Here is a 22,217-nt window from a genome sequence, read left to right as displayed (position 1 = left end):
GGTGTGTCGGGCGCGTTCACGCGCGGCGCCCGTTCGCACGCTCAGCGCTGCGGCACCCGCACCATCCTGTTCATCAGGTGCTCCACCACGCCGGCCGGATCAGCGCTGCGGCCCACGTGCGTGCTGGACATCTGCACGATGGAGCTGCGCTTGGCGGTGAGGAAATGGAAACGCGCGCGCGCGGGCAACTGCGCGATCGGGCCCGCGTTGGCGTCGCCGCGGCAGATCGCCACGATTGCATCCAGCCACGGCTGCAGCGCGTCCTGGTCGAGTGCGGGCGCGAACGCGTGCATGCGCGCCGGGTCGATCTCGATGGCCGCTTCCAGATGGCGAGCGCCAGGGCAGGAGACGATCACCCCGACGTTGATGAACTCTTCGCGTTCCACCCGCGGTACAACGCGGATGACCGCATAGTCATACGTGTGCAGCGTGGGCACGGATGGCCTCCTGCACGAACACGGCACGTACCTTCAGGCGGTGCTTGAGATAGTTGATATAGCCCTGGCGGTAGGCCTGCGGGCTGTCGAAGGCGGGCTCGTTGACCAGCCAGCTGTCCGGTACCAGGCCGACGATGCGCTCGATTTCCGCATCGGGAAGGCGCGCGGCCAGTTCGGCATCCACCTCGGCGATGCGGCTGGCGAAGGACAGCAGCACGTGGTCGCGGATCAGCGTGAAGGGCTTCTCGCAGGCATCGGCGGCGTTGTCCCAGTCGTGATGGAAGTACATCGCCGCACCGTGGTCGATCAGGTACAGCTTGCGATGCCAGACCATCAGGTTGGGGTTGCGCGAGGTGCGGTCCACGTTGCTGGTGAAGGCATCGAACCAGACGATGCGCGAGGCCAGGTCGGCATCGACCGGCATGGCCGCCGGATCGTAGTTGATCGCGCCGGGCAGGTAGTCCAGGCCCAGGTTCAGGCCTTCGCTGGCGCGGATCAGGTCCTGGATCTCCGGGTCCGGTTCGGTGCGGGCGAATTCGCTGTCCAGCTCCACGAACAGGACTTCCGGAATCGGCAGGCCCACGCTGCGGGCCATCTCGCCGGCGATCAGCTCAGCAATCAGGGCCTTGGGCCCCTGGCCGGCGCCGCGGAACTTGAGCACGGCCATGCCGTCGTCGTCGGTCTCGACCACGGCGGGCAGGGAACCTCCTTCGCGGAGTGGGGTGATGTAACGGAGGGCATGGACGGTGCGCATGCGCGCATTCTAGCGTGGCGTGTGGGGGAGCGCCGGAGGATCGTCCGCTGTGCCGGTGCGCGGCAGCCTCGGAGGGGCTGCCGATCGCATTCTATTGCACGCTCACCAGGCGAACGCAGTCGCGCACTGCCTGGCCGTTGGCTGTGGAGTGCTCCGGGATCGTGTCCACCTTGATGCTCAGCTGCGCGCGCTCAAAGCGGTGGTAGATGGTCCGGCCGTGCTCGCCGCGCACCGTCTCTTGGTTAAAGCCGGCAGCATGAAGCGCAGAGGCAAATCGGTTGAAGTCCACCTGGCAGATGGCCGTGGCCGGCGAGCTTCGCTGCGGACGGGTGTCGATGAAGTTCAGATCCAGTCGTGCGTCTGGCGTGCCAGCCTGTTTCACTTCCAGGCCATAGCTCCACTCGGGGGTGAGCGCGCCACCGTAGCCGAAGTGACCGGGTGCGAAGGTGCGGGCGGGCTCATGCAATGCGGCGGATACGCGCTCGAGGGTCAGGTCGCTTGCGGTGGTTGCGGTCTGGATGAGATCCATCAGGCGCAACAGCAACTGTTCGGCGTCCAGTGGTGCGTCAGGCAGGCTGTCCGAACCGGTCTCCAGGCTGCTGCCGGGATGCTGGTCAGTCGGCGTGCGATCTGTGGTGTAACCGCTGGCACCGAGCGTGGCTGCCGAAAGCAGGAGGGTCCACGATCGCATGAATGCGTGCCTGGGCATGCGCGTCCCTTGCGTGATGAAGGCTGACCGTAGGGGCAGCCGGGTGAAGCACAGATTAAGCGCAACAACCGGTGCGGAACACTGCGGCCGTTCAGCACTGAGACCCGATCTTCACTTCCCCCTGCCGCAGCCGATGGCAGCATCCAGACGTGGGGAGACTGAACCGGCCAGGATGGCCGTGGTGTACGCAAGCTGCCATCCTTCAAGCGTTTCCACGATGTACTTGCAGGCTTTGGAGGTGCACCGATGAGCGACGAATCCATTCCCATGCTGCCGCCACTGGACAACGCCAAGGCGCGGCAGATGATCGGCAAGGTGGTTCTGGTTGGCATCACCCGTTATGGCGGTGACGGCCAGATGCGCGATCAGCAGCAGTATTCAGGCACCGTGCTGCGCATCAGCGCCGAAGAGGGCGTGGTGCTTGCCGACGAGGACGATGGCCACGAGCATTATCTGCCGCCGATGCTGGACCAGTACCGGCCGGCCGAGCCTGGTGAGTATCAGCTGCGTACCGGGGGCGCCATCGTGGTGGACCCCGATTACCTGACCACGTGGGATCTGCACGCCCAGCAGTGAGCCCTGTCCTTCGTTCGCCGGGCATGGCCCGGCGCTACCGGAGGTTGCCAACGCCCGTGGTAGCGCCGGGCCATGCCCAGCGTGCATTGCTTCCGGCCCATGGACGGGCGGGGCCGGGGTGCTAGATTCGGTGCATGCCCATAGCACGGGCACCGGATCGAACCCAGGGGTTGAGGATGCTCATTCGTCGTACGTCACTGGCAGCGGCCATCGCCGTTGCTTCCTTCGGCCTGCTGGCCGCTGGCCCGGCACTTGCCGATTACGCAAAGCCGCCAGAACAACTGCTCAAGGTGCTGAAGGCACCGCCGCCGCCGGTTCCCAGCGTGGACCCCAGCGGCCAGCGCCTGTTGCTGACCACCGCACAGACCTATCCGTCCATCGCCCGCGTGGCCCAGCCGTACTTGAAGCTGGCCGGCGTGCGTCTGGAGCCGAAGAACCGCAGCCGCCATGACACTCCCGGTGGTTACGGCATTCCGGCCTGCGTGGCCGACTTCAGCGTGGTCGAGATTGCCAGCGGCAAGACCACCCCGGTGACGCTGCCGCAGGGCTGCGCCGGCGGCGCGCAATGGTCGGCCGACGGCCGCCATTTCGCGTTCCAGAATGCGGTGGCCGACAGCGTGCAGCTGTGGGTGGGCGACGCCGCCACCGGCCAGGTCAAGCAGGTGCCGGGCGTGCAGCTGAACCCGATCTTCGGCAGCACCGTGCAGTGGCTGGGCGGCAGCAACAACCTGCTGGTGAAGCTGGTGCCGGCCAACCAGGGCGCCGCGCCGTCCAACGGCGGCGTGCCGACCGGCCCGGATGCACAGGAATCGCTGGGCAGCAGTGGCGAGAGCAGCACCTACGAAGCCCGCGATACGCTCACCAGCGTGCACGATGAAAAGCTGTTCGCGTACTACGGGGCTTCGCAGCTGGCCGTGGTCGACACCGCCAGCGGCCAGGTGCGCCCGGTGGGCAGCGCCGCGATCTTCAACGACGTGAGCGCCGCGCCCGATGGCGTGCACGTGCTGACCGAATCGATCAAGCCGCCGTTCTCGCATGCGGTCACCTACCAGCGCTTCGCCAACGATGTGGCGGTGCTGGACATCACCAGTGGCAAGAGCACCGCCATCGCCAGCCTGCCGCTGGCCGACCGCGTGCCGGTGCACGGCGTGCCCGAAGGCCCGCGCGGTTTCGACTGGCGCTCCACCGATCCGGCCACCCTGGTCTATGCCGAAGCGCTGGACAAGGGCGACTGGAAGGTGACCGTGCCGCACCGCGACCGCGTGCTGATGCTGAAGGCGCCGTTCAACGGCAAGCCGGTGGAGATCGCGCGCACCGCGCAGCGGTTCGAAGGCCTGGCCTGGTCGGCCGACCCGGCCGTGTCGTTCCTGTTCGAGAATGATGAGAACCGCCACTGGGTGCAGACCCGCATCGTCGATGTCGACCAGCCGAAGAAGGAAGGTCGCCTGCTGTGGGACATGTCCAGCGATGAGCTGTACGGCGATCCGGGCAACCTGGTGTTCAAGCGCCTGCCCAACGGTGCGGCCGTGGTGCGCCAGGAAGGCAATTTCGTGTTCCTGCGCGGGCAGGGGGCTTCGCCGCAGGGTGACCGCCCGTTCCTGGACCGCCTGGACCTGGGTTCGCTGAAGAGCGAGCGCCTGTTCCGCAGCGATGCCGATGCCTACGAGCAGTTCCTCGGTTTCAGCAGCACGCCCGGCCGCTACCTGACCTGGCACCAGTCGGTGATGGACCCGCCGAATGCCTTCGTGCGCCAGCAGGGCGAAGCGGTGGCCGCTGCGAAGGAAGGCGAGGCGCAGTTCGCCTCCACTGCTACCGCACTGACCACGCTGACCGACCCGACCCCGGAAGTGCGGCAGATCAAGAAGCAGCTGGTGACCTACAAGCGCGCCGATGGCGTGGATCTGTCCTTCACCCTGTACACCCCACCGGGCTACAAGGAAGGCCAGCGCGTGCCGGCCATCCTGTATGCCTATCCGGCCGACTTCGCCAATGCCGCGCAGGCGGGCCAGGTGTCCGGTTCGCAGCAGACCTTCACCCGCCTGCAGCCATACCGGCTGATGCTGCTGGCCGGTTACGCGATCATCGACAACGCCTCGTTCCCGATTGTCGGCGATCCCAAGACCGCCTATGACACCTACCTGGAGCAGCTGGAAGCCGACGCCAAGGCGGCGGTGGACAAGGCCGTGGACATGGGCGTGGTCGACCGCAACCGTATCGGTGTGACCGGCCACAGCCACGGTGGTCTGATGACGGCCAACCTGATCGCCCACACCAACCTGTTCAAGGCCGGCGTGGCGACCAGCGGCTCGTACAACAAGACCTTCACCCCGTTCGGCTTCCAGAACGAGCGGCGCTCGGTGTGGCAGGCGCAGGACGTGTACCTGAAGGCGTCGCCGTTCTTCTATGCCGACAAGATCAAGCTGCCGCTGCTGCTGGTACACGGCGAGGACGATGCCAACCCGGGCACCGAACCGTTCCAGTCGCGCAAGCTGTACCAAGCGATCCGTGGCAATGGCGGTACCACCCGCCTGGTGATGCTGCCCAACGAGCCGCACTGGTACACCGCGCTGGAATCGAACGAACAGCTGGTCTCGGAAATGCTGAACTGGTTCGACACCTACGTGAAAAACGCCCGGTAACGTCGAGCTCGCTCGACTGCCGTAAACAGGGCCGCCTTCGGGCGGCCCTTCTTGTAGAGTCGAGCCATGCTCGACTGCCCTGCTCACCACGGATACTCATGAGAAAGGCCTTACGGGAACTCTCAGGATGGGGATGGCTGCTGATCGGCCTGTTGTCCAGCGGCACCGCCGCCGTGGGCTGCACCGCGCTGGGTCGGTTTGCGATCCCGCAGTTCGTTGAGCGTTTTGCCGAAGCGGGCCAGCCGCTGCCGCTGATCACCCAACTGTTTGCCAGCAGTTACGGGCTGGCCTGGCTGGCTCCGCCGCTGGTGGTTGCCGCCTGGCTGGCAGGACGTGCGCGGCTGTCGGCGTTGATCGGCAGCGTGGCGGTGATGCTGGCAACTCCGCTCGCCATGTTTGCCGCCTACCTGCCGTTGTTCAAGCTGGGCACGTTGTACTGATCGGCGCGCGGCCGATGGCCGCGATCGTGACCGGGTACCGCCAACCATGACCTCCGGCCCGTCGCAGGGCACTCAGCACGTACTACTCTCAGTGATTCAAGGCGCGTGCGTGCCACCTTCCACTGGAGTTGTCGATGTCCCGTTCGTTGCTGGTCGTCGTTTCCGCGGTGTTGACGCTGTCGCCGCTGCCGCTGATGGCCGCCAGGGCGCCCGCACAGGACCTGGCCGCCGAGGTCAATCCTTTCATCGGCACCACCAACGCCGGCAACGTCTACCCAGGGCCCACGGTGCCCTTCGGCATGGTGGCCTTCAGCCCGGAAATGACCGCGCTGCCGGGCAAGCGGTTTCCCATCGCCGCCCCCGGTGGCTACGAGTGGCGCAGCAACGGCGTGCGCGGTTTCAGCCTGACCCACGTCAACGGAACCGGCTGTACCGGTGCCAGCGGCGATGTTCCGCTCATGCCGGTCACGCTGCCGGTAGAGCTGTCGCCATCTTCTGCCGATGCCGGCATGCGTTACACCAGCCTGCTGGACCACCGCAAGGAATCGGCCAGCCCCGGTGCCTACACACTCACCCTGGACAACGGGGTGGCGGTCAGCCTGGCGGCCACGGCGCGTACTGCGGTCGGCCAGTTCCAGTTCCCGGCCGACAAGCCGGCCAACCTGCTGTTCCGCACCTCCGACAGCGAAGTAGGCAGCAGCGATTCGACCATCATCATCGACCCGGCCACGCGCACCGTGCGCGGTTCGGTCACCAGCGGCAACTTCTGCGGCTATCTGGCCGAAGACCGCCGCGAGAGCTACTACACCCTGCATTTCGTGGCGGAGTTCGACCAGCCCTTCGAGGTGGGGGGCACCTGGCGCGATGACACGGTGCAGGCCGGCGCGCGCGAGGGTGGCGGCGGCACCACCTATGGCAGCAAGGGCCACCCACCGGCCGGCAAGGGCGCGGGTGGCTGGATCAGTTTCGATGCCAGGCGCACGCCGGTGGTGACCGCACGCATCGGCATTTCCTACGTGGATGAAGCCGGCGCGCGGGCCAACCTGCGCCGCGAGAGTCCGCAGGGCACCACGGTGGCCGCCACCCAGGCCGCTACGCGGGCGAAGTGGAATGACCTGCTGGGCCAGGTGCGGGTGCGGGGTGGCACGCCCGATGAGCGGACCGTGTTCTACACCGCGCTGTACCACGCCATGCTTGCGCCCAACCTGCACAGCGACGCCGACGGGCGTTACCGCGGCATGGACGGCAGGGTGCATGCGCTGGCCAAGCGGCAGCAGGCGCAGTACGCCAATTACTCGGGCTGGGATGTCTATCGCTCGCAGCTGCAGCTGCTGACCCTGCTGCAGCCGCAGGTGGGCTCGGACGTGGCGCAGTCGCTGCTCAACCAGGCCGACCAGAACGGCGGGGTGTGGGATCGCTGGACCCACATCACCGGCGCCACCGGCGTGATGAACGGTGATCCATCGCCGCCGTCTGTGGCGGCCATCCATGCGTTTGGCGGCCGCAGCTTCGATCTGCAGCGCGCCTACGCGTCGCTTAAGAAGGCCGCGACCGTTCCGACCGCGCGCGATCTCGACACGCGTGGTTGCCCGGTGTTGTGCGTGGGCCAGCGCCCGGGCCTGGACCAGTGGCTGGCGCTGAACTACATGCCCGAAGGAGCACCGGGGTGGGGGAGTGCGGCCGATACGCTGGAAATGGTCAGCGCCGATTTCGGCCTGTCCGAACTGGCGCTGGCGGCCGGCGATGCGCAGGGGGCGCGCCAGTTCCGTGAGCGCTCCGGTTGGTGGCGCAATCTGTACAACCCGAAGGCCACCGCGCAGCAGGGCTATATCCAGCCGCGCAATGCAGATGGCAGCTGGCCGGCGTTCGACCCGGCCGCCGACGAAGGTTTTGTCGAAGGCAGTGGTGCGCAGTACCTGTGGATGGTGCCGTTCGATCCCGCCGGCCTGTTCGCAGCATTGGGGGGCCGCGAGGCCAGCATCGCGCGGCTCGATGCGTTCTTCCGCAAGCCCGACGGTACATGGGCGGTGACCAAGTCCGGCCCGCTGCACGCCGAACTGGACAACGAACCGTCCATCGCCGCGCCGTGGCTGTACAACTTCCTCGGCCAGCCGTGGAAGACCCAGGAAACCGTGCGGCAAGCGATGCGCCAGATCTGGACCAACACGCCCGAGGGCATGCCCGGCAACGATGACCTTGGCCAGATGTCGTCGTGGTACGTGTGGTCGGCGCTGGGCCTGTACCCGGTGTACCCGGGCCGCGCGGACCTGGTGATCGGCAGCCCATTGTTCACCGAAGCGGTGATCACCCGCCCGGGCGCGAAGATCGTGGTGCGTGCACGCGGCGCAGCGATGGATGCGCCGTACGTGCAGTCGCTGCGGGTGGACGGCAGGGCCAGCAACGCAAGCTGGCTGCCGGCCAGTTTCGTACAGCGCGGCGGCACCCTGGACTTCGAGCTGGCTACCACCAAGAACGAGCAGTGGGGCGCGCAGGACGTTCCGCCCTCGCACGGCCCCCGCTGATCCAGAGTCTCCAGGAACAACAATGATCCATTTTCTACGCACCCGATGCTGCGCCACCGCGGTGGCACTCGCAATGAGCGCCACCTGCGCTCAGGCGCAGCCGCCCGTGGCGATCAATCCTTTGCTGGTGAAGCCCGTGGACCAGCTCCGCCCGGATGAGGTGCGCTACATGCAGCAGCGCCTTTCCGACTGGCCCGATCTGGGCCGCTACCGTGAAGCCAATGCGCGCGTGCCCGCCAAGCAGGCCGGCGTGCCGCGCGTGCTGTTCTTCGGCGATTCCATTACCCAGGGGTGGGGCGAAAAGGATCCTGCGGCGTTCTTCCCCGGCAAGGGCTATCTCAACCGCGGTATCAGCGGGCAGACCACCCCGCAGATGCTGCTGCGCTTCGGCCAGGATGTGGTCGCGCTGCAGCCGGACGTGGTGGTCATCCTCGCCGGTACCAACGATATCGCCGGCAACACCGGTGCCAGTACGCAGGCGATGATCGAAGACAACCTGCACGCGATGGTCGAGCTGGCGCGTGTGCACGGCATACGCGTGGTGATGGCGTCGGTACTGCCGGTGAGCGAGTACCCGTGGATGCCGGGCATCGAACCTGCGGCAAAGGTGCGCGCCCTGAATGCCGCGCTCAAGCAGTACGCCCACGCGCAGGGGCTGGTGTACCTGGACTATTACGCGGTCATGGCCAATGCCGCCGGTGGCCTGGATCCTGCCTTGGCCGCCGATGGCGTGCACCCCACCGCGAAGGGCTATGCGCTGATGGCGCCGTTGGCTGAGGCCGCTATTGCGCGGGCGCTGCAAGCCGCGCCGCGCGGCGCGCCCGGATCGCACTGACTGCGCATGGCGGCAGTGTCCAGCAAGGTGGTCGAAGCGATGGCGCGCGCCGTGTTCAAGCGCAGCCCTGTGCTGGTAACGGAGCTGTACTCGCGTGCCGGTGGGCAACCGCGGCGCTACGACTCTGCCGAGGCACTGTGCGAACACGGCCGGGCGTTGCAGTGCGTGTCTGGCGGCATGCTGCTGGTGGGTGTGCAGTTCGCGGACATGGGCGGCGCCGTACGCGTGCGCCCGTTTGACACCGGGCGCGGCGACTTCGGGCGCGTCACCGTTTCAGGTTGGGGCCTGATCTCAATCCTGCTCCCGATCGCGATCGATGCGAACGTCGCGGCCAAAGTGCAGGCCCTGACCGAGCGCGCCGCACTGGCCCGCGAGCGCGGTGCACTGGATGTTCCTCCGGTGTGCGACTGGAACTGGAAGGCGGTGGAATCGCACAAGCGCCGCTTGCAGGATGTGCTCAGGCGAGCCCTGTAACGCGCTGCTCAGCCGTCGTCGCGCTTCAACGCCGCATCGGCCGCCAACAGCGCTTCGGCCGCTGCACTCAGCGGCGGCGAGGGCGGCGTGGTGCTGCCAATGGCCGCCATCATCCGATCCATGCCCACGAACGCGCGCGCGCGGCGGTCGTAGATGCCAGTGACCAGCAGCGCCCGCGTGGCGATCTTCTGTTCCGGGCCGATCAGTACGCGCTGTTCCATGATCACCCGCGTGCCGACCCAGCCGGCCAGTCGCGTTTCCAGCGTGTAGTGCTGGAACGGGCGCAGTTCGCGGCGGAACTGGATGGTGCCGGCGCCAACGATGGGCGCCCATTTCTCGCGCAGCGCCACCTTGCCCAGGCCCATGCGCAGGATCAGGTCCAGCCGGCCCAGATCGAAGATGTTCCAGTAGCGGCCGTTGGTCATGTGCAGGTTGCTGTCCAGATCGTTGGGCAGCACGCGGAACTGCAGGCGGGAAACCCCGAACGGGGCATCCAGGCGCGGGCGGAACAGGCTGCACAGCAGCAGGTGGAGCAGGCGGAACCAGAGATTCATGGCTATGACGACTGTTATAGAACGGGCGTTACGCTAATCTATGACGACTGTCCTAGCAAGGAGCCCAGCATGAGCCCACGCGCGAGCGATGCCCCCCAGCGTGTGATCGATGCGGCGGCCCAGATGCTGGCGCGGGTAGGCCTCAATGCCACCAGCATCCGCGAAGTCACCAAGCTGGCCGACGCCCCGCTGGGGTCGACCTACCACCACTTTCCCGGTGGCAAGCAGGAACTGCTGGCCAAGGCCACGACGCTGGCCGGCGACAAGGTGGAAGCCCTATTGCTGGACCTGCTGCGCGAGGGCGCCGTGCCCGGCCTGGAGCGATTCCTGGCGATGTGGCGCGAGCGCCTGCTGCGCTCGCAGTTCCGCGCCGGCTGCCCGGTGCTTGCGGCGGCGGTGGAAGAGCCCGTGGAGGCGGTTGCCAGCCAACCGCGCGCAGCGGCGGCCGAGGTGTTCGCGCGCTGGCAGGGGCACTTGGCCCACGCCTTCATCAGCGATGGTCATGCGCCGGAGCAGGCGGCGGGTCTGGCCAGCCTGGTCATTGCCAGCGTGGAAGGCGCGGTGGCGATGAGCCGCGCGCTGCAGGACATCGCGCCGTTCGACCAGGTGGCCGCGCAACTGCTGAAGGCCGCGCGCGCGGGTTGAGCGGTCGGCGGGTTGAGCAGCGTGCTATTTGAACAGCATGTACAGCCAGCCGAGCAGCACCGGAACCACTACCGACACGATCGATGCCGCCAGCCAGCGCAGGTAGCCGACCTGCGCCGGCAAGCCCTGCCGCTTCAACGCCCAGGCATGCAGCGGCAGCACCAGCAGGGCCTGTACGACCAGGGCGGCCAATGCAGCCATCCATAGCAGGATGACCCCCAGGCAGCCGTCGCTGAAGCAGTAAGTAGCGGCCCACGATCCCCAGCCGGCCAGGCCGATCATCGGCACGAAGAGAAGGAGGGCGAGGGGGCGGGTGAACTGGCGGGCCTGCATGCCGTGCAACGTCCTGTGTCCGGCCGGCCACGATAGCGGCCCAGTGGCAGCAGCGCCATGCCGCAGCCACATGGATTCGCGGTTAGAATCGGCCATCGCCACCACCGCGTGCCCGGCAAGGACGTCCGCATGCTGCACCACCTCTCCCTGGGTGTCCGTAATCTGGATGCCGCCGCGCGCTTCTACGATGCCGCCCTGGCAGCGCTCGGCTTCCGCCGCGTGTTCGAGGACGACGAGGCGATCGGCTACGGCCTGATCGACGATGAAGACATCCTGTGCCTGAAACAGCGTGACGATGCGCTGGCGCCCGGGCCGGGCTTCCATCTTGCGTTTGCCGCACCGTCGCGGGAGGCCGTGGATGCATTCCATGCCGCGGCGCTGGCCACGGGCGGGCGTGACAACGGTGCCCCGGGAGTGCGTACCGATTACGGCGACCGCTACTACGCCACCTTTGTTGTCGACCCGGACGGTCATCGCATCGAGGCCGTCTACAAAGGCGCAGCGCCTTGACCAAGCGCGGCCGGTTCAACGCACGCGCGTTGAAGCTGCCCATCACCCGCCGCGGTGAAGTGCTGAGCGCGCGCCGGCAGCTGCAGCGCAACGGTTGGCCGCGCCTGCAGATGGCGGTGATCGTGCTGATGACCGGCGCGGCAGGATTCCTGGCCGCGCATGCGTTGCGCGTGGCGGGTGTGGACATGATGGTGCTGCGCTACCCGCTGGCGGTGCTGCTGGCGTACGGCGTGTTCCTGCTGCTGATGTGGTTGTGGATCCGCTGGCGCTGGGACGCCGTCGATGGCGCGCCGGATGTCGGTGGCGGCGGTGGTTCAGGTCGGGATGTGCAGGGGCCGGTGTGGGACGGGCAGGGTGGCCAGTCGGGTGGTGGCGGTGCATCGGCATCGTGGGCGGAGGGCTCGGCTCGCTCCGTGATCGACAGTGATGGTGCCTCTCTGTTGGATGCCGCCGATGGCGAAGCGGGTCTGCCACTGCTGGCGGTGCTGGGCATCGTTGCCGTGGTCGGCAGTGCGGTGCTGGCCAGCGCCTGGGTGGTGTGGTCGGCACCGCTGCTGATGGCCGAGCTGCTGGTGGATGCCGCGATTGTGGGTGGGCTGTACCGGCGCATGCAGGGCATGCAGGGCATGCAGGGCATGCAGGGCATGCAGGCGCAGGGTTGGTGGCGGCTGTGTGTAACCCATACCGTGTGGCCGCTGGTGGGGCTGCTGGTGTTCTTTGCCGCGCTCGGCTGGCTGGCGCAGACGCTGGTACCCGAAGCGGTCACGCTGATGCAGGTGGCGCGCGCGCTGTAGCGTGGCGCTACGGTTGCAGGACGAAGCAGGGGGGATCATGCACGTACGCATCATCTGGAGGCGCATCCTGTGGCTGGTCGTGGCCTTGCTGGTCCTGGCGCTATCGGTCGAGCGCGGGTGGCGGGCGCCGCCGGTCCAAATCGGTCCGACGCCCATCGTGCTGGGTACTGCGCAGATGCAGGCCGAGGTGATGGCGCTGGCGATCCGCCAGGTACGGCCACCCTTTCCGCCGATGCCCCCGCCGCCGCCGATAGTGAGGGCATTGTCGATGCAGGAGGCTGCAGCCTTGCCGCACCGGCCCGTGCCGCACATGGAGGCAGCAGGCCCAGGGCCATCGGCGGACGTGGTCAGGCTGGCCGACACCGCGCCTGCGGTGAAGAATGTCGGGCGCTGGCGGCCACCGAGACAGCCCACGCTGGATACCCCGGCGCCTTCCTGGGCCAGGGTGATGGAGTGGACGCTGCCTTTCTGCAGGCAGCGCCTGGCGATGACCGATTGCCAGGATGATGCTCCGCTGGCTCGTTTCCCCGATGATGAAGGTGCGGAGCTGTTCCGGCTGCGGCAGGAGCTGGAGGCTGCGCAGCGTGCCGCCAATGCGCGGCGTTCGCGTGTACCCGAGCAGGCACTGGCGGGTGTGCAGCGGATGACCCAGCAACAATTACAGAGGATGAAGGTGGCGCGCGGGCCGGGCTGCAACCGGGACGCGACTCAACAGCAGTTGCAGATCGTATCGCTCTCACGCCCGGTGTTCAGTATCGACGGGCAGTGGGCGATGATTTCGGTGGTCAGTGGCAGCTGCTTTGATGGATTTGGTATACGGGAGAAGTTCCTGCTGCACCGTGAGGACGGCCGCTGGGTGTTTGAGCGGGCAGACAGGGGCGGCGGCGTGCGCAGCAGCCCTGGTATATGGCCCTACACGTGGTGAACTGATCAACTGACAGGAAGGAGACGCGAAATGGATATCGCAATGCGCAGGAACAGCATCTGGCTTCGATGGACGTTGGGGGCCGTCCTGGCGCTGCTGCCGTTCACAGGAATGGCACAGTCGTCGCCTCCAGCGCAGGTGCCGGCAACAGGCGAAGCAGCCAGCCAGGTCTCGGCCGCTGCGAATGAAGGCGAATGCCGCGCGTGCGGCTATGAACGGGTAGGGCGCAAGATCGATATCGCCCTGGTGGTGTTGATCGCCGTGTCGCTGGTCAGCGTGCTGGTCGCGCTGTCGCGCGAATGGGGTACGACCTCGCAGCGCTGGACCTGCCGCAGCCTGGCGTTGTTCATGCTGGCCGTGGGGGCGGTGCTGCTGTGGCGTACGGGCAGTGTGTTGTATCTGGGCTACAACCCGTGGCAGGAAGACGCTGCAGCTGTTGATGCCGGTTGGGCCACTGCACTGCTCAGCACATCGCCGAAGTGGCTGATGGCCGTGCTGCTGATCGGGGCCGCACCGACGCTGTGGAAGCGCAGCGAGCGACTGCCGCGCTGGCGTATTTCCTGAGCCACGACGACGAGTCTTGAATCGCTTCCGCAAGGATTGGCGCCGGGATGTTCCCGGCGCCAATCGCCGTGCTCAGTCGAAACGCCAGCGCATCCCTGCATAGACACCGCGGCCTTCGCCCGGTGTCGAACGGGCCACGTCCTTGCCAGCGTCGTCATAGCCGGGCGTGACCGTTGCCGCGTAATGGCGGTCGCCGATGTTGCGCACTTCGGCCCAGGCCTGCCAGCGGCCACCCGGTGCGTCGTAGCCGATGCGGCTGCCGAAGATCACGTGGCTGTCGGCCCAGTAGCTGTTGGCGTAATCCACGGCAATGCGCGAGGCATATTCGGTGTTCAGCGCCGCGTACAGGCCCGAGGCGTGATCGAACCGCAGTTCGGCCTGGTAGCTGTGCTGCGGCAGGCCGGGCAGGCGGTTGCTGCCGAAGCGCGTATCGTGGCGATAGCGGAAATCGCTGAAAGTGTAGGCCTGGCGCAGCGACAGGCGGCCCGGCACGCCCTGCCACAACGTGCTGTCCAGCCCGGCTTCGATGCCACGGTGCACGGTAGGGCTGGCGTTGTTTTCGGCGATGAACAGGTTCGGCACCGGTTGCAGTTCCACCGTCAGCAGTTCGTGGTTCACGTGCGCGTAGTAGCCGGTCAGCTCCCAGCGGCCGAGCGCGGCGTCACCGCGCGCACCCAGTTCCAGCGTGGTGGCGGTCTGGTTCTGCATCGGAACCGGGCTGCGCTGGCGGCCGGTGGACGGCCCGTTGCCCGCAGCGAAGTACTGGTTCGAACCCCAGATCATCGACCACGGATGCGGCGCTTCCACCGAACGGCTCAGGTTGCCGAACCACTGCGTCTGCGCGCTGTGCTGCCAGGTGAAGCCCAGGCGCGGCGCGTAGTCCCAGTCGTTCTCGCGCAGGCGGCCGCCACTGCTGGGCCAGGTCACCTGCACGTCACGCTGGGTGTTGATCAGGGCCAGGCCGGTCTGCACGCGCAGGCGCTCGTTCAAGGCCAGGCTGTTGCCGATGTGCAGGGTGCTGTCGGTGCCGTGGTGGCGGAAATCGCGCGTGTGGGTACCGGCGGCATAGCCGTTGCTGGCAAAGCGCAGCGACTCGCGCACGTTCGCCTGCAGGTCGTGGGTCACGCGCAGGCCGACGGTGGTTTCGCTGTCCCGCCCGAACAGTAGATGGCGACGTCGGTAGTCCAGCGTGGCATTCAGATTGGCGTAGTCCAGCTGCTGGCGGTACAGGCTCTCGTTCAAGTCCATCGGGTATTTGTGATAGACCAGCCCGGCCTGCAGCGAGGAATCCTCGTCGATCTGCAGCGTGGTCATGTTGCCGATCCAGGTGCTGCCCGGCTGCGGGCGGCGCGCGTCGATGGCCAGATTGGCGGCGTTGGCCGCGCGTGGGTCGTTGCGGATCTGCGCGCGGGTCAGGCGCCCGGGCGTTTCGTGATTGGTCTCGCGGTAGCGCACGAAGAAGCGGGTCTGCAGGTCCGGGGTGATCTGCCAGCCGATGTTGGCCATCGCGCCTTTGCCGTCGCCACGCGCGTGGTGCTGGTAGCCGTCAAACTCGGTATCGGTATAGGCGAGGAAGTAGTCGACATCGCCGCTGACGCCGCCCCAGCTGATGCCGCGCTTCTGGTAGCCACGGCTGCCGGCTTCGTAATGCAGCTGCACACCGGCCGAATCACGGCCGCTACGGCTGACGTAGTCGATCGCGCCGCCCAGTGCCAGCGCACCGCGCTCGAAGCCGTTGGCGCCGCGCAGCACCTCCACCCGCGACAGCCACAGCGGTTCCAGCAGTTCGTAGGGCGTGCCGCCCGCGCCGGTCAACGGCAGGCCATCGAGCGAAACGGCGATGCCCGAGGCATGCGCGCCGGGCCCGCGGTTGATGCCCGAGCCGCGGATCGACACCTTGGTGCCCTCGTTGCCCGGCGACTGCGCACTGATGCCCGGCTGGTAGGCCAGTACATCGGCGCTGCTGGACAACCGGCTGTCGGCCTTGGAGACGTCGATGACGTTGCTGGCGCCGGGCACGCGCTTCAGCGCCTCACGTGCCTGTGCACTGGCATCGGCGGCAGTGACCTGCACGGCATCAAGCGTGGTGGCCTGCGGGGCGGCGTTGGCCGTGGCAGCAAGGCTGAAGGACACGGCCAGGAACAGCAGCGACGGGGTGGGGCGGCAAGACGGAAGCGACATGCGGACAGGCTGTAAACCACGAAAGTGGCGCGCAAGTTAACAGCTCGCGCGCGCCACGTCACCCACCGGCAGCGTATGGCGTGCCCGCGCCCTTGTAGAGTCGAGCTTGCTCGACTGCTTTTCCCGGTCTGTCGCGAATGCCCCTTAACCTCTGCCGCCTCGTGAGCTACAAGACCGTCTCAGTCCGGGCTGCCGAAACAGCCGCGCAAGGGAAGAACAATGGAAGACGATCAGGATTTCGCACTCTTCATCGAAAACTTCGGTGAGGCAACTGCACGCGATCCGGTGCCGGAGGCCAGTCTCCGCAGGTGGGCGGGCATCCTGCCCGATTCGCTGTTGCGCTATTGGCGGCGTGATGGATGGGCGAACTATGGCAACGGACGGTTGTGGACGGTGAACCCCGAAGACTACGAAGACCTGATGCACGCGTGGTTGGAGGAAACACCCTTTTCTCAGATCGATTCTTACCACGTGTTTGCCCGGAGCGGATTCGGAAGGCTCTACCTGTGCGGCGAAGCATCAGGCGTCGGTGTGAGCATCGATCCGATCCGCGGTGAAGTGTTCGCTCTCCAGAACCGCCTGAGATTGAAGTCTCTCGCGCAGCAGGAAGGTGGCATCAAGGCCTTCTTCGCCTGTGCCGAGCCCGACGATTTCGATCTGCTGGATGCGGACGAGGCACTGCTCTTTGCCAGGGCCATGAGCACATGCGGCCCCTTGCAGGCAGACGAGATGTATGGCTTCGAACCCGCGCAGGTCTGCGGTGGCGAGGTTGCCCTTGTCAACCTGCGCAGGCTCAAGCTTCATCCCCACCTGCACATGCTGAGGCAGTTCGCCGCGCCTGCGTTTCCACGCTATGCGGTTGATCCGAAGCCACTGGCGCGCAAGTGATTGGGCGGGACCAGCTTTGTAGAGTCGAGCCATGCTCGACTGGCCTTTCCCGGGACGGCGAGAAGAGCAGTCGAGCAAGCTCGACTCTACAAGAGCCGCACGGTAGCGCCGGGCCGTGCCCGGCGACGCTCGATCAGCCCAGAATCCCCGGCAGATCCAGTCCCTTCTCCTTCGCGCATTCCACCGCGATCTCATATCCGGCATCGGCATGGCGCATCACGCCGGTGGCCGGGTCGTTCCACAGCACGCGGCCAATCCGCTTGGCCGCCGCCTCGGTGCCGTCGCAGACGATCACCATGCCGGCATGCTGCGAGAAGCCCATGCCCACGCCGCCGCCATGGTGCAGCGACACCCAGGTGGCGCCGCTGGCGGTGTTCAACAGGGCATTGAGCAGCGGCCAGTCGGACACCGCATCGGAGCCGTCGGCCATCGCTTCGGTTTCGCGGTTCGGCGAGGCCACGCTGCCGCTGTCCAGATGGTCGCGGCCGATCACTACCGGCGCCTTCAGTTCACCGTTGGCCACCATCTCGTTGAAGGCCAGGCCCAGGCGATCACGGTCGCCCAGGCCGACCCAGCAGATGCGTGCCGGCAGGCCCTGGAACTTGATCTTCTCGGCGGCCATGTCCAGCCAGCGGTGCAGGTGCGGGTTGTCCGGAATCAGCTCCTTCACCTTGGCATCGGTCTTGGCGATGTCTTCCGGATCGCCGCTCAGTGCGGCCCAGCGGAACGGGCCGATGCCACGGCAGAACAGCGGGCGGATGTAGGCCGGCACGAAACCGGGGAAATCGAAGGCATCGTCCACGCCTTCTTCCAGCGCCATCTGCCGCAGGTTGTTGCCGTAATCCACGGTGGGTACGCCCAGCGCATGGAAACCGAGCATGGCGCGGATGTGGTTGGCCATCGATTCGCGCGCGGCCTTCTCCACGACCTTCGGCGCAGAAACGCGCTTCTGGTCCCATTCCTCCACCGTCCAGCCCTGCGGCAGGTAGCCGTTCACCGGGTCGTGCGCCGAGGTCTGGTCGGTCAGCAGGTCCGGCTTCACGCCGCGGATCAGCAGTTCGTCCAGCACGTCGGCCACATTGCCCAGCAGGCCCACCGACAGCGGCTTCTTGGCCGTGCACGATTCCTCGATCAGGCGCAGCGCCTCGTCCAGGTTGTCGGTCCAGGTGTCCAGGTAACCGGTGCGCAGGCGCATGTCGATGCTGCTCTTGCGGCATTCCACGGCCAGGCACGAGGCACCGGCCATCACCGCGGCCAGCGGCTGTGCGCCGCCCATGCCGCCCAGGCCGCCAGTGAACAGCCACTTGCCGGCCAGGTTGCCGTTGTAGTGTTGGCGGCCCATTTCCACGAAGGTTTCGTAGGTGCCCTGCACGATGCCCTGCGCGCCGATGTAGATCCAGCTGCCGGCGGTCATCTGGCCGTACATGGCCAGGCCCTTCTTATCCAGCTCGTTGAAGTGGTCCCAGTTGGCCCAGCGCGGCACCAGGTTGGAATTGGCGATCAGCACGCGCGGCGCATCGGCATGGGTGCGGAACACGCCCACCGGCTTGCCCGACTGCACCAGCAGGGTCTGGTCATCGTCCAGCCGCTTCAGCGTTTCCACGATGGCATCGAAGCTTTCCCAGTCGCGCGCGGCGCGGCCGATGCCGCCGTACACCACCAGTTCCTGCGGGCGCTCGGCCACGTCCGGGTGCAGGTTGTTCATCAGCATGCGCAGCGGCGCTTCGGTCAGCCAGCTCTTGGCATTCAGCGTGGTACCGGTCGGCGCGGTGATGGTGCGGCTGGGGTCGTTGCGGGTCATGCGGCGCTCCGGTTGGTAGCGAATTCAAGGCAGGCATTGAGCACCTGTGCCAGGGTGTGGCGCAGCGGTGCGGCGTGATCGGGGTCCAGCGGGGTGGGCCAGCTGTGCTCGTCCACCTGGTCGGGCAGCGGCTCGTGCATGTAGCCGCGGCAGGCCAGTTCCATCTGCAGCGAATGCACGCCGCCGGGGATGTCGCTGTAGTGCCGGGTGATCCAGCCGCCCTTGAAGCGGCCGTTGCGCACCTGGCTCATGCCGCTGATCTTCAGCAGGTTTTCCACCACATCGCTCAGCGCGTTGTCGCAGGACGTATCCGGTGCGCCAGACGGACCGGCCGTACCCAGGTTGAACTGCGGCAGTTCGCCATCGAACAGATGCGGAATGTGCGAACGGATCGAATGCGCGTCGTACACCACCACCGTGCCGTGCTGCGCACGCAGGCGCGCGATCTGTGCGGCGAGTTCATCGTGGTAGGGCGCGAAATACGTGTCGCGGCGGCGCGCGATTTCCGTTTCGTCCGGTTCGCGACCTGCGTGGTACAGCGGCTGGTTGTCGAAGGTGGTCAGCGGGCACAGGCCGGTGGTGTTCTGGCCCGGATACAGCGAAACACCACTCGGGTCGCGGTTGAGGTCGATCACCGAACGCGAGATCGCCGAACGTACCGTGGTCGCGCCCATGCCGCGCGCGAAGTCGTACAGCTCGTGCACCCACCAGTCGGCATCGCGCCGCGCCAGCCACGGCGAGTGGTAGTCGCCCATCAGCTCGTGCGGCAGTTCGCTGCCGGTGTGCGGGAAGCTGACGATCAGCGGCGCATCGCCCTCGTGCACGGTCAGCCAGTCGGGGCGAGTGTTCATGCCTGCGGCTCCACGGTGGGCAGCAGGTCACCCAGGCCCTGTGCCAGCGCACCGCTGCGCACCAGATCGGTGGCGGCCACCATGTCCGGGTGGAAGTAGCGGTCTTCTTCCAGCGTTGGCACCTGCGCGCGCAGGGTGGCGCGCACGCTTTCCAGTGCGGCGCTGGAGCGCAGGGGCGCGTGGAAATCGCAGCCCTGGGCCGCGGCCAGCAGCTCGATGCCGATCACGTTGGCCGCGTTCTCGGCCATCTGCATCAAGCGGCGCGCGCCGTGTGCGGCCATCGATACATGGTCTTCCTGGTTGGCCGAGGTCGGGATCGAATCGACACTGGCCGGGTAGGCGCGCTGCTTGTTTTCAGAAACCAGCGCCGCGGCGGTCACCTGCGGAATCATGAAACCGGAATTCAGGCCGGGGCGCGGGGTCAGGAAGGCAGGCAGGCCGGACAGCGCCGGGTCCACCAGCATGGCCAGGCGGCGCTCGCTGATCGAACCGATCTCGCACACCGCCATGGCCAGCATGTCGGCGGCGAAGGCCACCGGCTCGGCGTGGAAGTTGCCACCGGACAACGCTTCGCCCGTATCGGTGAACACCAGCGGATTGTCGGACACGCCGTTGGCTTCGATTTCCAGCGTGGTTGCCGCCTGGCGCAGGATGTCCAGTGCCGCGCCCATCACCTGCGGCTGGCAGCGCAGGCAGTACGGGTCCTGCACGCGTACATCGTTGTCGCGGTGCGATTCGCGGATGTCCGAACCCTGCATCAGCGTGCGCAGAGTGGCGGCGGTGGCGATCTGCCCGCGTTGGCCACGGATGGCATGGATGCGCGGATCGAACGGCGTGTCCGAACCCTTGGCCGCTTCCACGGAAAGTGCGCCGGTCACCAGCGAGGCCTGGAACACGGTCTCGATCTCGAACAGCCCGGCCAGCGCGTACGCGGTGGAGAACTGGGTGCCGTTGAGCAGGGCCAGGCCTTCCTTCGCGCCCAGTTCCACCGGCTGCAGGCCCGCGCGTGCCAAGGCTTCCACGGCCGGCAGGCGCTCCTGGCCAACGAAGGCCTCGCCCACGCCCAGCATCACGCTGGCCAGGTGCGAGAGCGGTGCCAGATCGCCGGACGCACCGACCGAGCCCTGTGCCGGCACTACCGGCAGCACGCCCTTCACCAGCATCGCTTCCAGCAGCAGCAGGGTCTCTTCGCGCACGCCTGAAGCACCCTGGGCCAGGCTGACCAGCTTCAGCGCCATCATCAGCCGCACCACGCTGGCCGGCATCGGTTCGCCCACGCCAGCGGCATGCGACAGCACGATGTTCCGCTGCAGGGTGGCCAGGTCTTCGCGCTCGATGCGCACGCTGGCCAGCTTGCCGAAGCCGGTATTGATGCCATACACCGGCGCGCCTTTGGCGACGATGGCGGCCACGGCGGCGGCGCTGGCGCGCACCACCGGCAGCGCGGCCGGATCCAGTGCAAGCGGCGCGCCGCGGTAGACCTGCCGCCACTGGGCAAGGGTGACATGGCCGGGGCGAAGAACCAGGGTGTTGCTCATGTGTTGCTCCAGGAAGCAGGCAGGTCGGGCTGCCCGCGCACCACGCGCGCGTGCAGCGGGTTGAATCCCATGCGATAGACCAGGTCGGCCGGCGCGTCGATGTCCCAGATCGCCAGGTCGCAGTCCATGCCCACGGCCAGGCGGCCGATGCGTTCACTGCGGCCCAGCGCGCGCGCCGCTTCACGGGTGAAGCCGGCAATGCATTCGTCCACGGTCAGGCGGAACAGGGTGGCGCCCATGTTCATCGCCAGCAGCGGGCTGGTCAGCGGCGAGGTGCCGGGGTTGCTGTCGGTGGCCAGGGCCAGCGGCACACCGGCCGCACGCAGCGCGGCAATCGGGGGCAGGGTGGTATCGCGGGTGAAATAGAAGGCGCCGGGCAGCAGCACGGCCACGGTGCCGGCGGCGGCCATGGCGGCGATGCCGGCCGCATCCAGATGTTCGATATGGTCGGCTGACAGCGCGCCGAAGCCGGCGGCCAGTTCGGCGCCATGCTGGTTGCTCATCTGTTCGGCGTGGATCTTCACTGCCAGTCCGCTGGCACGTGCCGCCTCGAACACCTGCCGCGCCTGTGCGGGCGAGAACGCGATGTTCTCGCAGAACACGTCCACCGCTTCGGCCAAGCCTTCGGCGGCGATGGCCGGAATCATCACGTTGCACACCTCGTCGGTGTACTCCTGCGCCTGCCGGCCCGGCGGCACCGCGTGCGCGCCCAGGAAGGTGGTGGCCACGTTCACCCGGCATTGCTCGCCCAGCGCACGCGCGACCTGCAACTGTTTGCGTTCGTCGGCCAGGGTCAGGCCATAGCCGGACTTGATCTCGACCGTGGTCACGCCTTCGGCGCGCATCGCCAGCAGGCGCGGGCGGCTTTCTGCGGCCAACTGCTCCGCGCTGGCCGCACGGGTGGCGCGTACGGTGGCGACGATGCCGCCGCCGGCGCGCGCGATATCGGCATAGCTGACGCCCTGCAGGCGCTGCTCGAATTCGTTGGCGCGGTTGCCGGCGTAGACCAGGTGCGTGTGGCAGTCGACCAGCCCGGGCGAGATCCAGCGGCCCTCGCCATCGAAACGCGTAGTCGGGCGCAGGTGGGCATCGCTGCCGGCCGGGCCGACATGCACGATGCGGCCGTCGGCGCAGGCCAGCACGCCGTCGCGGATGATTCCCAGGCCCTCGCCATCAAGGGTCATCAGGTGGACATTGGACCAGAGGGTGTCGACGTGCATGGCATCCACTACGCGGCTGTGCTTATA

At 67.3% G+C, this 22,217-nt stretch carries 22 protein-coding genes; 12 read left to right on the top strand and 10 right to left on the bottom strand.

The genetic code is table 11. The features are described 5' to 3' along the window. Positions 1 to 41 precede the first annotated feature (41 nt). From C1933_RS12355 to C1933_RS12345, 3 genes are all read right to left on the bottom strand, one after another. A complete protein-coding gene (locus C1933_RS12355; protein ID WP_108753514.1) occupies positions 42 to 437 on the bottom strand; it encodes a DUF3037 domain-containing protein in 396 nt (131 codons plus the stop codon). Continuing rightward, entirely contained in the window at positions 415 to 1,191 is a 777-nt protein-coding gene (locus tag C1933_RS12350; RefSeq protein ID WP_108753513.1) for a HipA family kinase, read from the bottom strand. The genes C1933_RS12355 and C1933_RS12350 overlap by 23 nt, the downstream gene beginning before the upstream one ends. Positions 1,192 to 1,282: 91 nt before the next feature. Beyond that, positions 1,283 to 1,882, bottom strand: a complete 600-nt coding sequence (locus C1933_RS12345; protein WP_234414524.1) for a hypothetical protein — start codon at positions 1,880 to 1,882, stop codon at positions 1,283 to 1,285. A 264-nt stretch (positions 1,883 to 2,146) separates the two neighbouring features. Between C1933_RS12345 and C1933_RS12340 the strand changes: the two genes are divergently transcribed. From C1933_RS12340 to C1933_RS12315, 6 genes are all read left to right on the top strand, one after another. After that, a complete protein-coding gene (locus C1933_RS12340; RefSeq protein ID WP_108753511.1) occupies positions 2,147 to 2,476 on the top strand; it encodes a hypothetical protein in 330 nt (109 codons plus the stop codon). A 176-nt stretch (positions 2,477 to 2,652) separates the two neighbouring features. Beyond that, complete coding sequence (locus C1933_RS12335) at positions 2,653 to 5,115, top strand: prolyl oligopeptidase family serine peptidase (RefSeq protein WP_108753510.1); 2,463 nt, start codon at positions 2,653 to 2,655, stop codon at positions 5,113 to 5,115. Between the two features lie 98 nt (positions 5,116 to 5,213). Further along, a complete protein-coding gene (locus C1933_RS12330; protein ID WP_159093998.1) occupies positions 5,214 to 5,555 on the top strand; it encodes a hypothetical protein in 342 nt (113 codons plus the stop codon). A gap of 134 nt (positions 5,556 to 5,689) precedes the next feature. After that, the gene (locus C1933_RS12325) at positions 5,690 to 8,077 is read left to right on the top strand and encodes a GH92 family glycosyl hydrolase (protein ID WP_108753508.1); all 2,388 of its coding nucleotides are present in this window, start codon (positions 5,690 to 5,692) and stop codon (positions 8,075 to 8,077) included. A 73-nt stretch (positions 8,078 to 8,150) separates the two neighbouring features. Further along, a complete protein-coding gene (locus C1933_RS12320; RefSeq protein ID WP_234414523.1) occupies positions 8,151 to 8,912 on the top strand; it encodes an SGNH/GDSL hydrolase family protein in 762 nt (253 codons plus the stop codon). A 6-nt stretch (positions 8,913 to 8,918) separates the two neighbouring features. Next, positions 8,919 to 9,386: a hypothetical protein gene (locus C1933_RS12315; RefSeq protein WP_108753506.1), complete on the top strand. Its 468-nt coding sequence runs from the start codon at positions 8,919 to 8,921 to the stop codon at positions 9,384 to 9,386. 8 nt (positions 9,387 to 9,394) lie between these two features. Here C1933_RS12315 and C1933_RS12310 read toward each other — a convergent pair whose 3' ends face one another. Next, complete coding sequence (locus C1933_RS12310) at positions 9,395 to 9,940, bottom strand: thioesterase family protein (protein ID WP_108753505.1); 546 nt, start codon at positions 9,938 to 9,940, stop codon at positions 9,395 to 9,397. Positions 9,941 to 10,009: 69 nt separating this feature from the next. Here C1933_RS12310 and C1933_RS12305 point away from each other — a divergent pair, with 69 nt between their 5' ends. Next, positions 10,010 to 10,585 (top strand): TetR/AcrR family transcriptional regulator, encoded by a 576-nt coding sequence (locus tag C1933_RS12305; protein WP_108753504.1) that lies wholly within the window; start codon positions 10,010 to 10,012, stop codon positions 10,583 to 10,585. A gap of 24 nt (positions 10,586 to 10,609) precedes the next feature. On the opposite strand, the gene C1933_RS12300 is transcribed toward C1933_RS12305, so the two are convergent. Then, positions 10,610 to 10,918, bottom strand: a complete 309-nt coding sequence (locus tag C1933_RS12300; protein WP_108753503.1) for a hypothetical protein — start codon at positions 10,916 to 10,918, stop codon at positions 10,610 to 10,612. A 129-nt stretch (positions 10,919 to 11,047) separates the two neighbouring features. On the opposite strand from C1933_RS12300, the gene C1933_RS12295 reads away from it, so the two are divergent. From C1933_RS12295 to C1933_RS12280, 4 genes are read left to right on the top strand one after another with little or no spacing between them, the layout of a single operon-like run. Continuing rightward, positions 11,048 to 11,428, top strand: coding sequence for a VOC family protein (locus C1933_RS12295; RefSeq protein ID WP_108753502.1), 381 nt, complete (start codon positions 11,048 to 11,050; stop codon positions 11,426 to 11,428). After that, on the top strand, positions 11,425 to 12,222 hold the full coding sequence (locus tag C1933_RS12290) for a hypothetical protein (RefSeq protein ID WP_234414522.1): 798 nt from the start codon (positions 11,425 to 11,427) through the stop codon (positions 12,220 to 12,222). Before C1933_RS12295 ends, C1933_RS12290 begins: the two co-directional genes overlap by 4 nt. A gap of 37 nt (positions 12,223 to 12,259) precedes the next feature. Next, on the top strand, positions 12,260 to 13,147 hold the full coding sequence (locus C1933_RS12285) for a hypothetical protein (protein WP_159093997.1): 888 nt from the start codon (positions 12,260 to 12,262) through the stop codon (positions 13,145 to 13,147). Between the two features lie 30 nt (positions 13,148 to 13,177). After that, a complete protein-coding gene (locus tag C1933_RS12280) occupies positions 13,178 to 13,711 on the top strand; it encodes a hypothetical protein (RefSeq protein WP_108753500.1) in 534 nt (177 codons plus the stop codon). 72 nt (positions 13,712 to 13,783) lie between these two features. On the opposite strand, the gene C1933_RS12275 is transcribed toward C1933_RS12280, so the two are convergent. Further along, entirely contained in the window at positions 13,784 to 15,892 is a 2,109-nt protein-coding gene (locus C1933_RS12275) for a TonB-dependent receptor (RefSeq protein ID WP_108753499.1), read from the bottom strand. A gap of 219 nt (positions 15,893 to 16,111) precedes the next feature. On the opposite strand from C1933_RS12275, the gene C1933_RS12270 reads away from it, so the two are divergent. Then, positions 16,112 to 16,780 carry a GAD-like domain-containing protein gene (locus C1933_RS12270; protein ID WP_108753498.1) on the top strand — a complete coding sequence of 223 codons (669 nt, stop codon included), beginning with the start codon at positions 16,112 to 16,114 and terminating at the stop codon, positions 16,778 to 16,780. 133 nt (positions 16,781 to 16,913) lie between these two features. Here the strand turns inward: C1933_RS12270 and hutU are convergent, their stop codons facing one another. The 4 genes from hutU to hutI are packed head-to-tail and all read right to left on the bottom strand — an operon-like array spanning position 16,914 to position 22,190. After that, complete coding sequence (hutU, locus tag C1933_RS12265; protein ID WP_108753497.1) at positions 16,914 to 18,581, bottom strand: urocanate hydratase; 1,668 nt, start codon at positions 18,579 to 18,581, stop codon at positions 16,914 to 16,916. Beyond that, positions 18,578 to 19,432, bottom strand: coding sequence for an N-formylglutamate deformylase (hutG, locus tag C1933_RS12260; protein WP_108753496.1), 855 nt, complete (start codon positions 19,430 to 19,432; stop codon positions 18,578 to 18,580). The genes hutU and hutG overlap by 4 nt, the downstream gene beginning before the upstream one ends. After that, positions 19,429 to 20,970, bottom strand: a complete 1,542-nt coding sequence (hutH, locus tag C1933_RS12255) for a histidine ammonia-lyase (protein ID WP_108753495.1) — start codon at positions 20,968 to 20,970, stop codon at positions 19,429 to 19,431. The genes hutG and hutH overlap by 4 nt, the downstream gene beginning before the upstream one ends. Further along, positions 20,967 to 22,190, bottom strand: a complete 1,224-nt coding sequence (gene hutI / locus C1933_RS12250) for an imidazolonepropionase (protein WP_108754831.1) — start codon at positions 22,188 to 22,190, stop codon at positions 20,967 to 20,969. Before hutI ends, hutH begins: the two co-directional genes overlap by 4 nt. Positions 22,191 to 22,217: the final 27 nt, after the last annotated feature.

The sequence above is a fragment of the Stenotrophomonas sp. ZAC14D2_NAIMI4_6 genome (assembly GCF_003086875.1).
GTDB lineage: Bacteria > Pseudomonadota > Gammaproteobacteria > Xanthomonadales > Xanthomonadaceae > Stenotrophomonas.
This window is presented reverse-complemented; position numbering and strand designations above follow the sequence as displayed.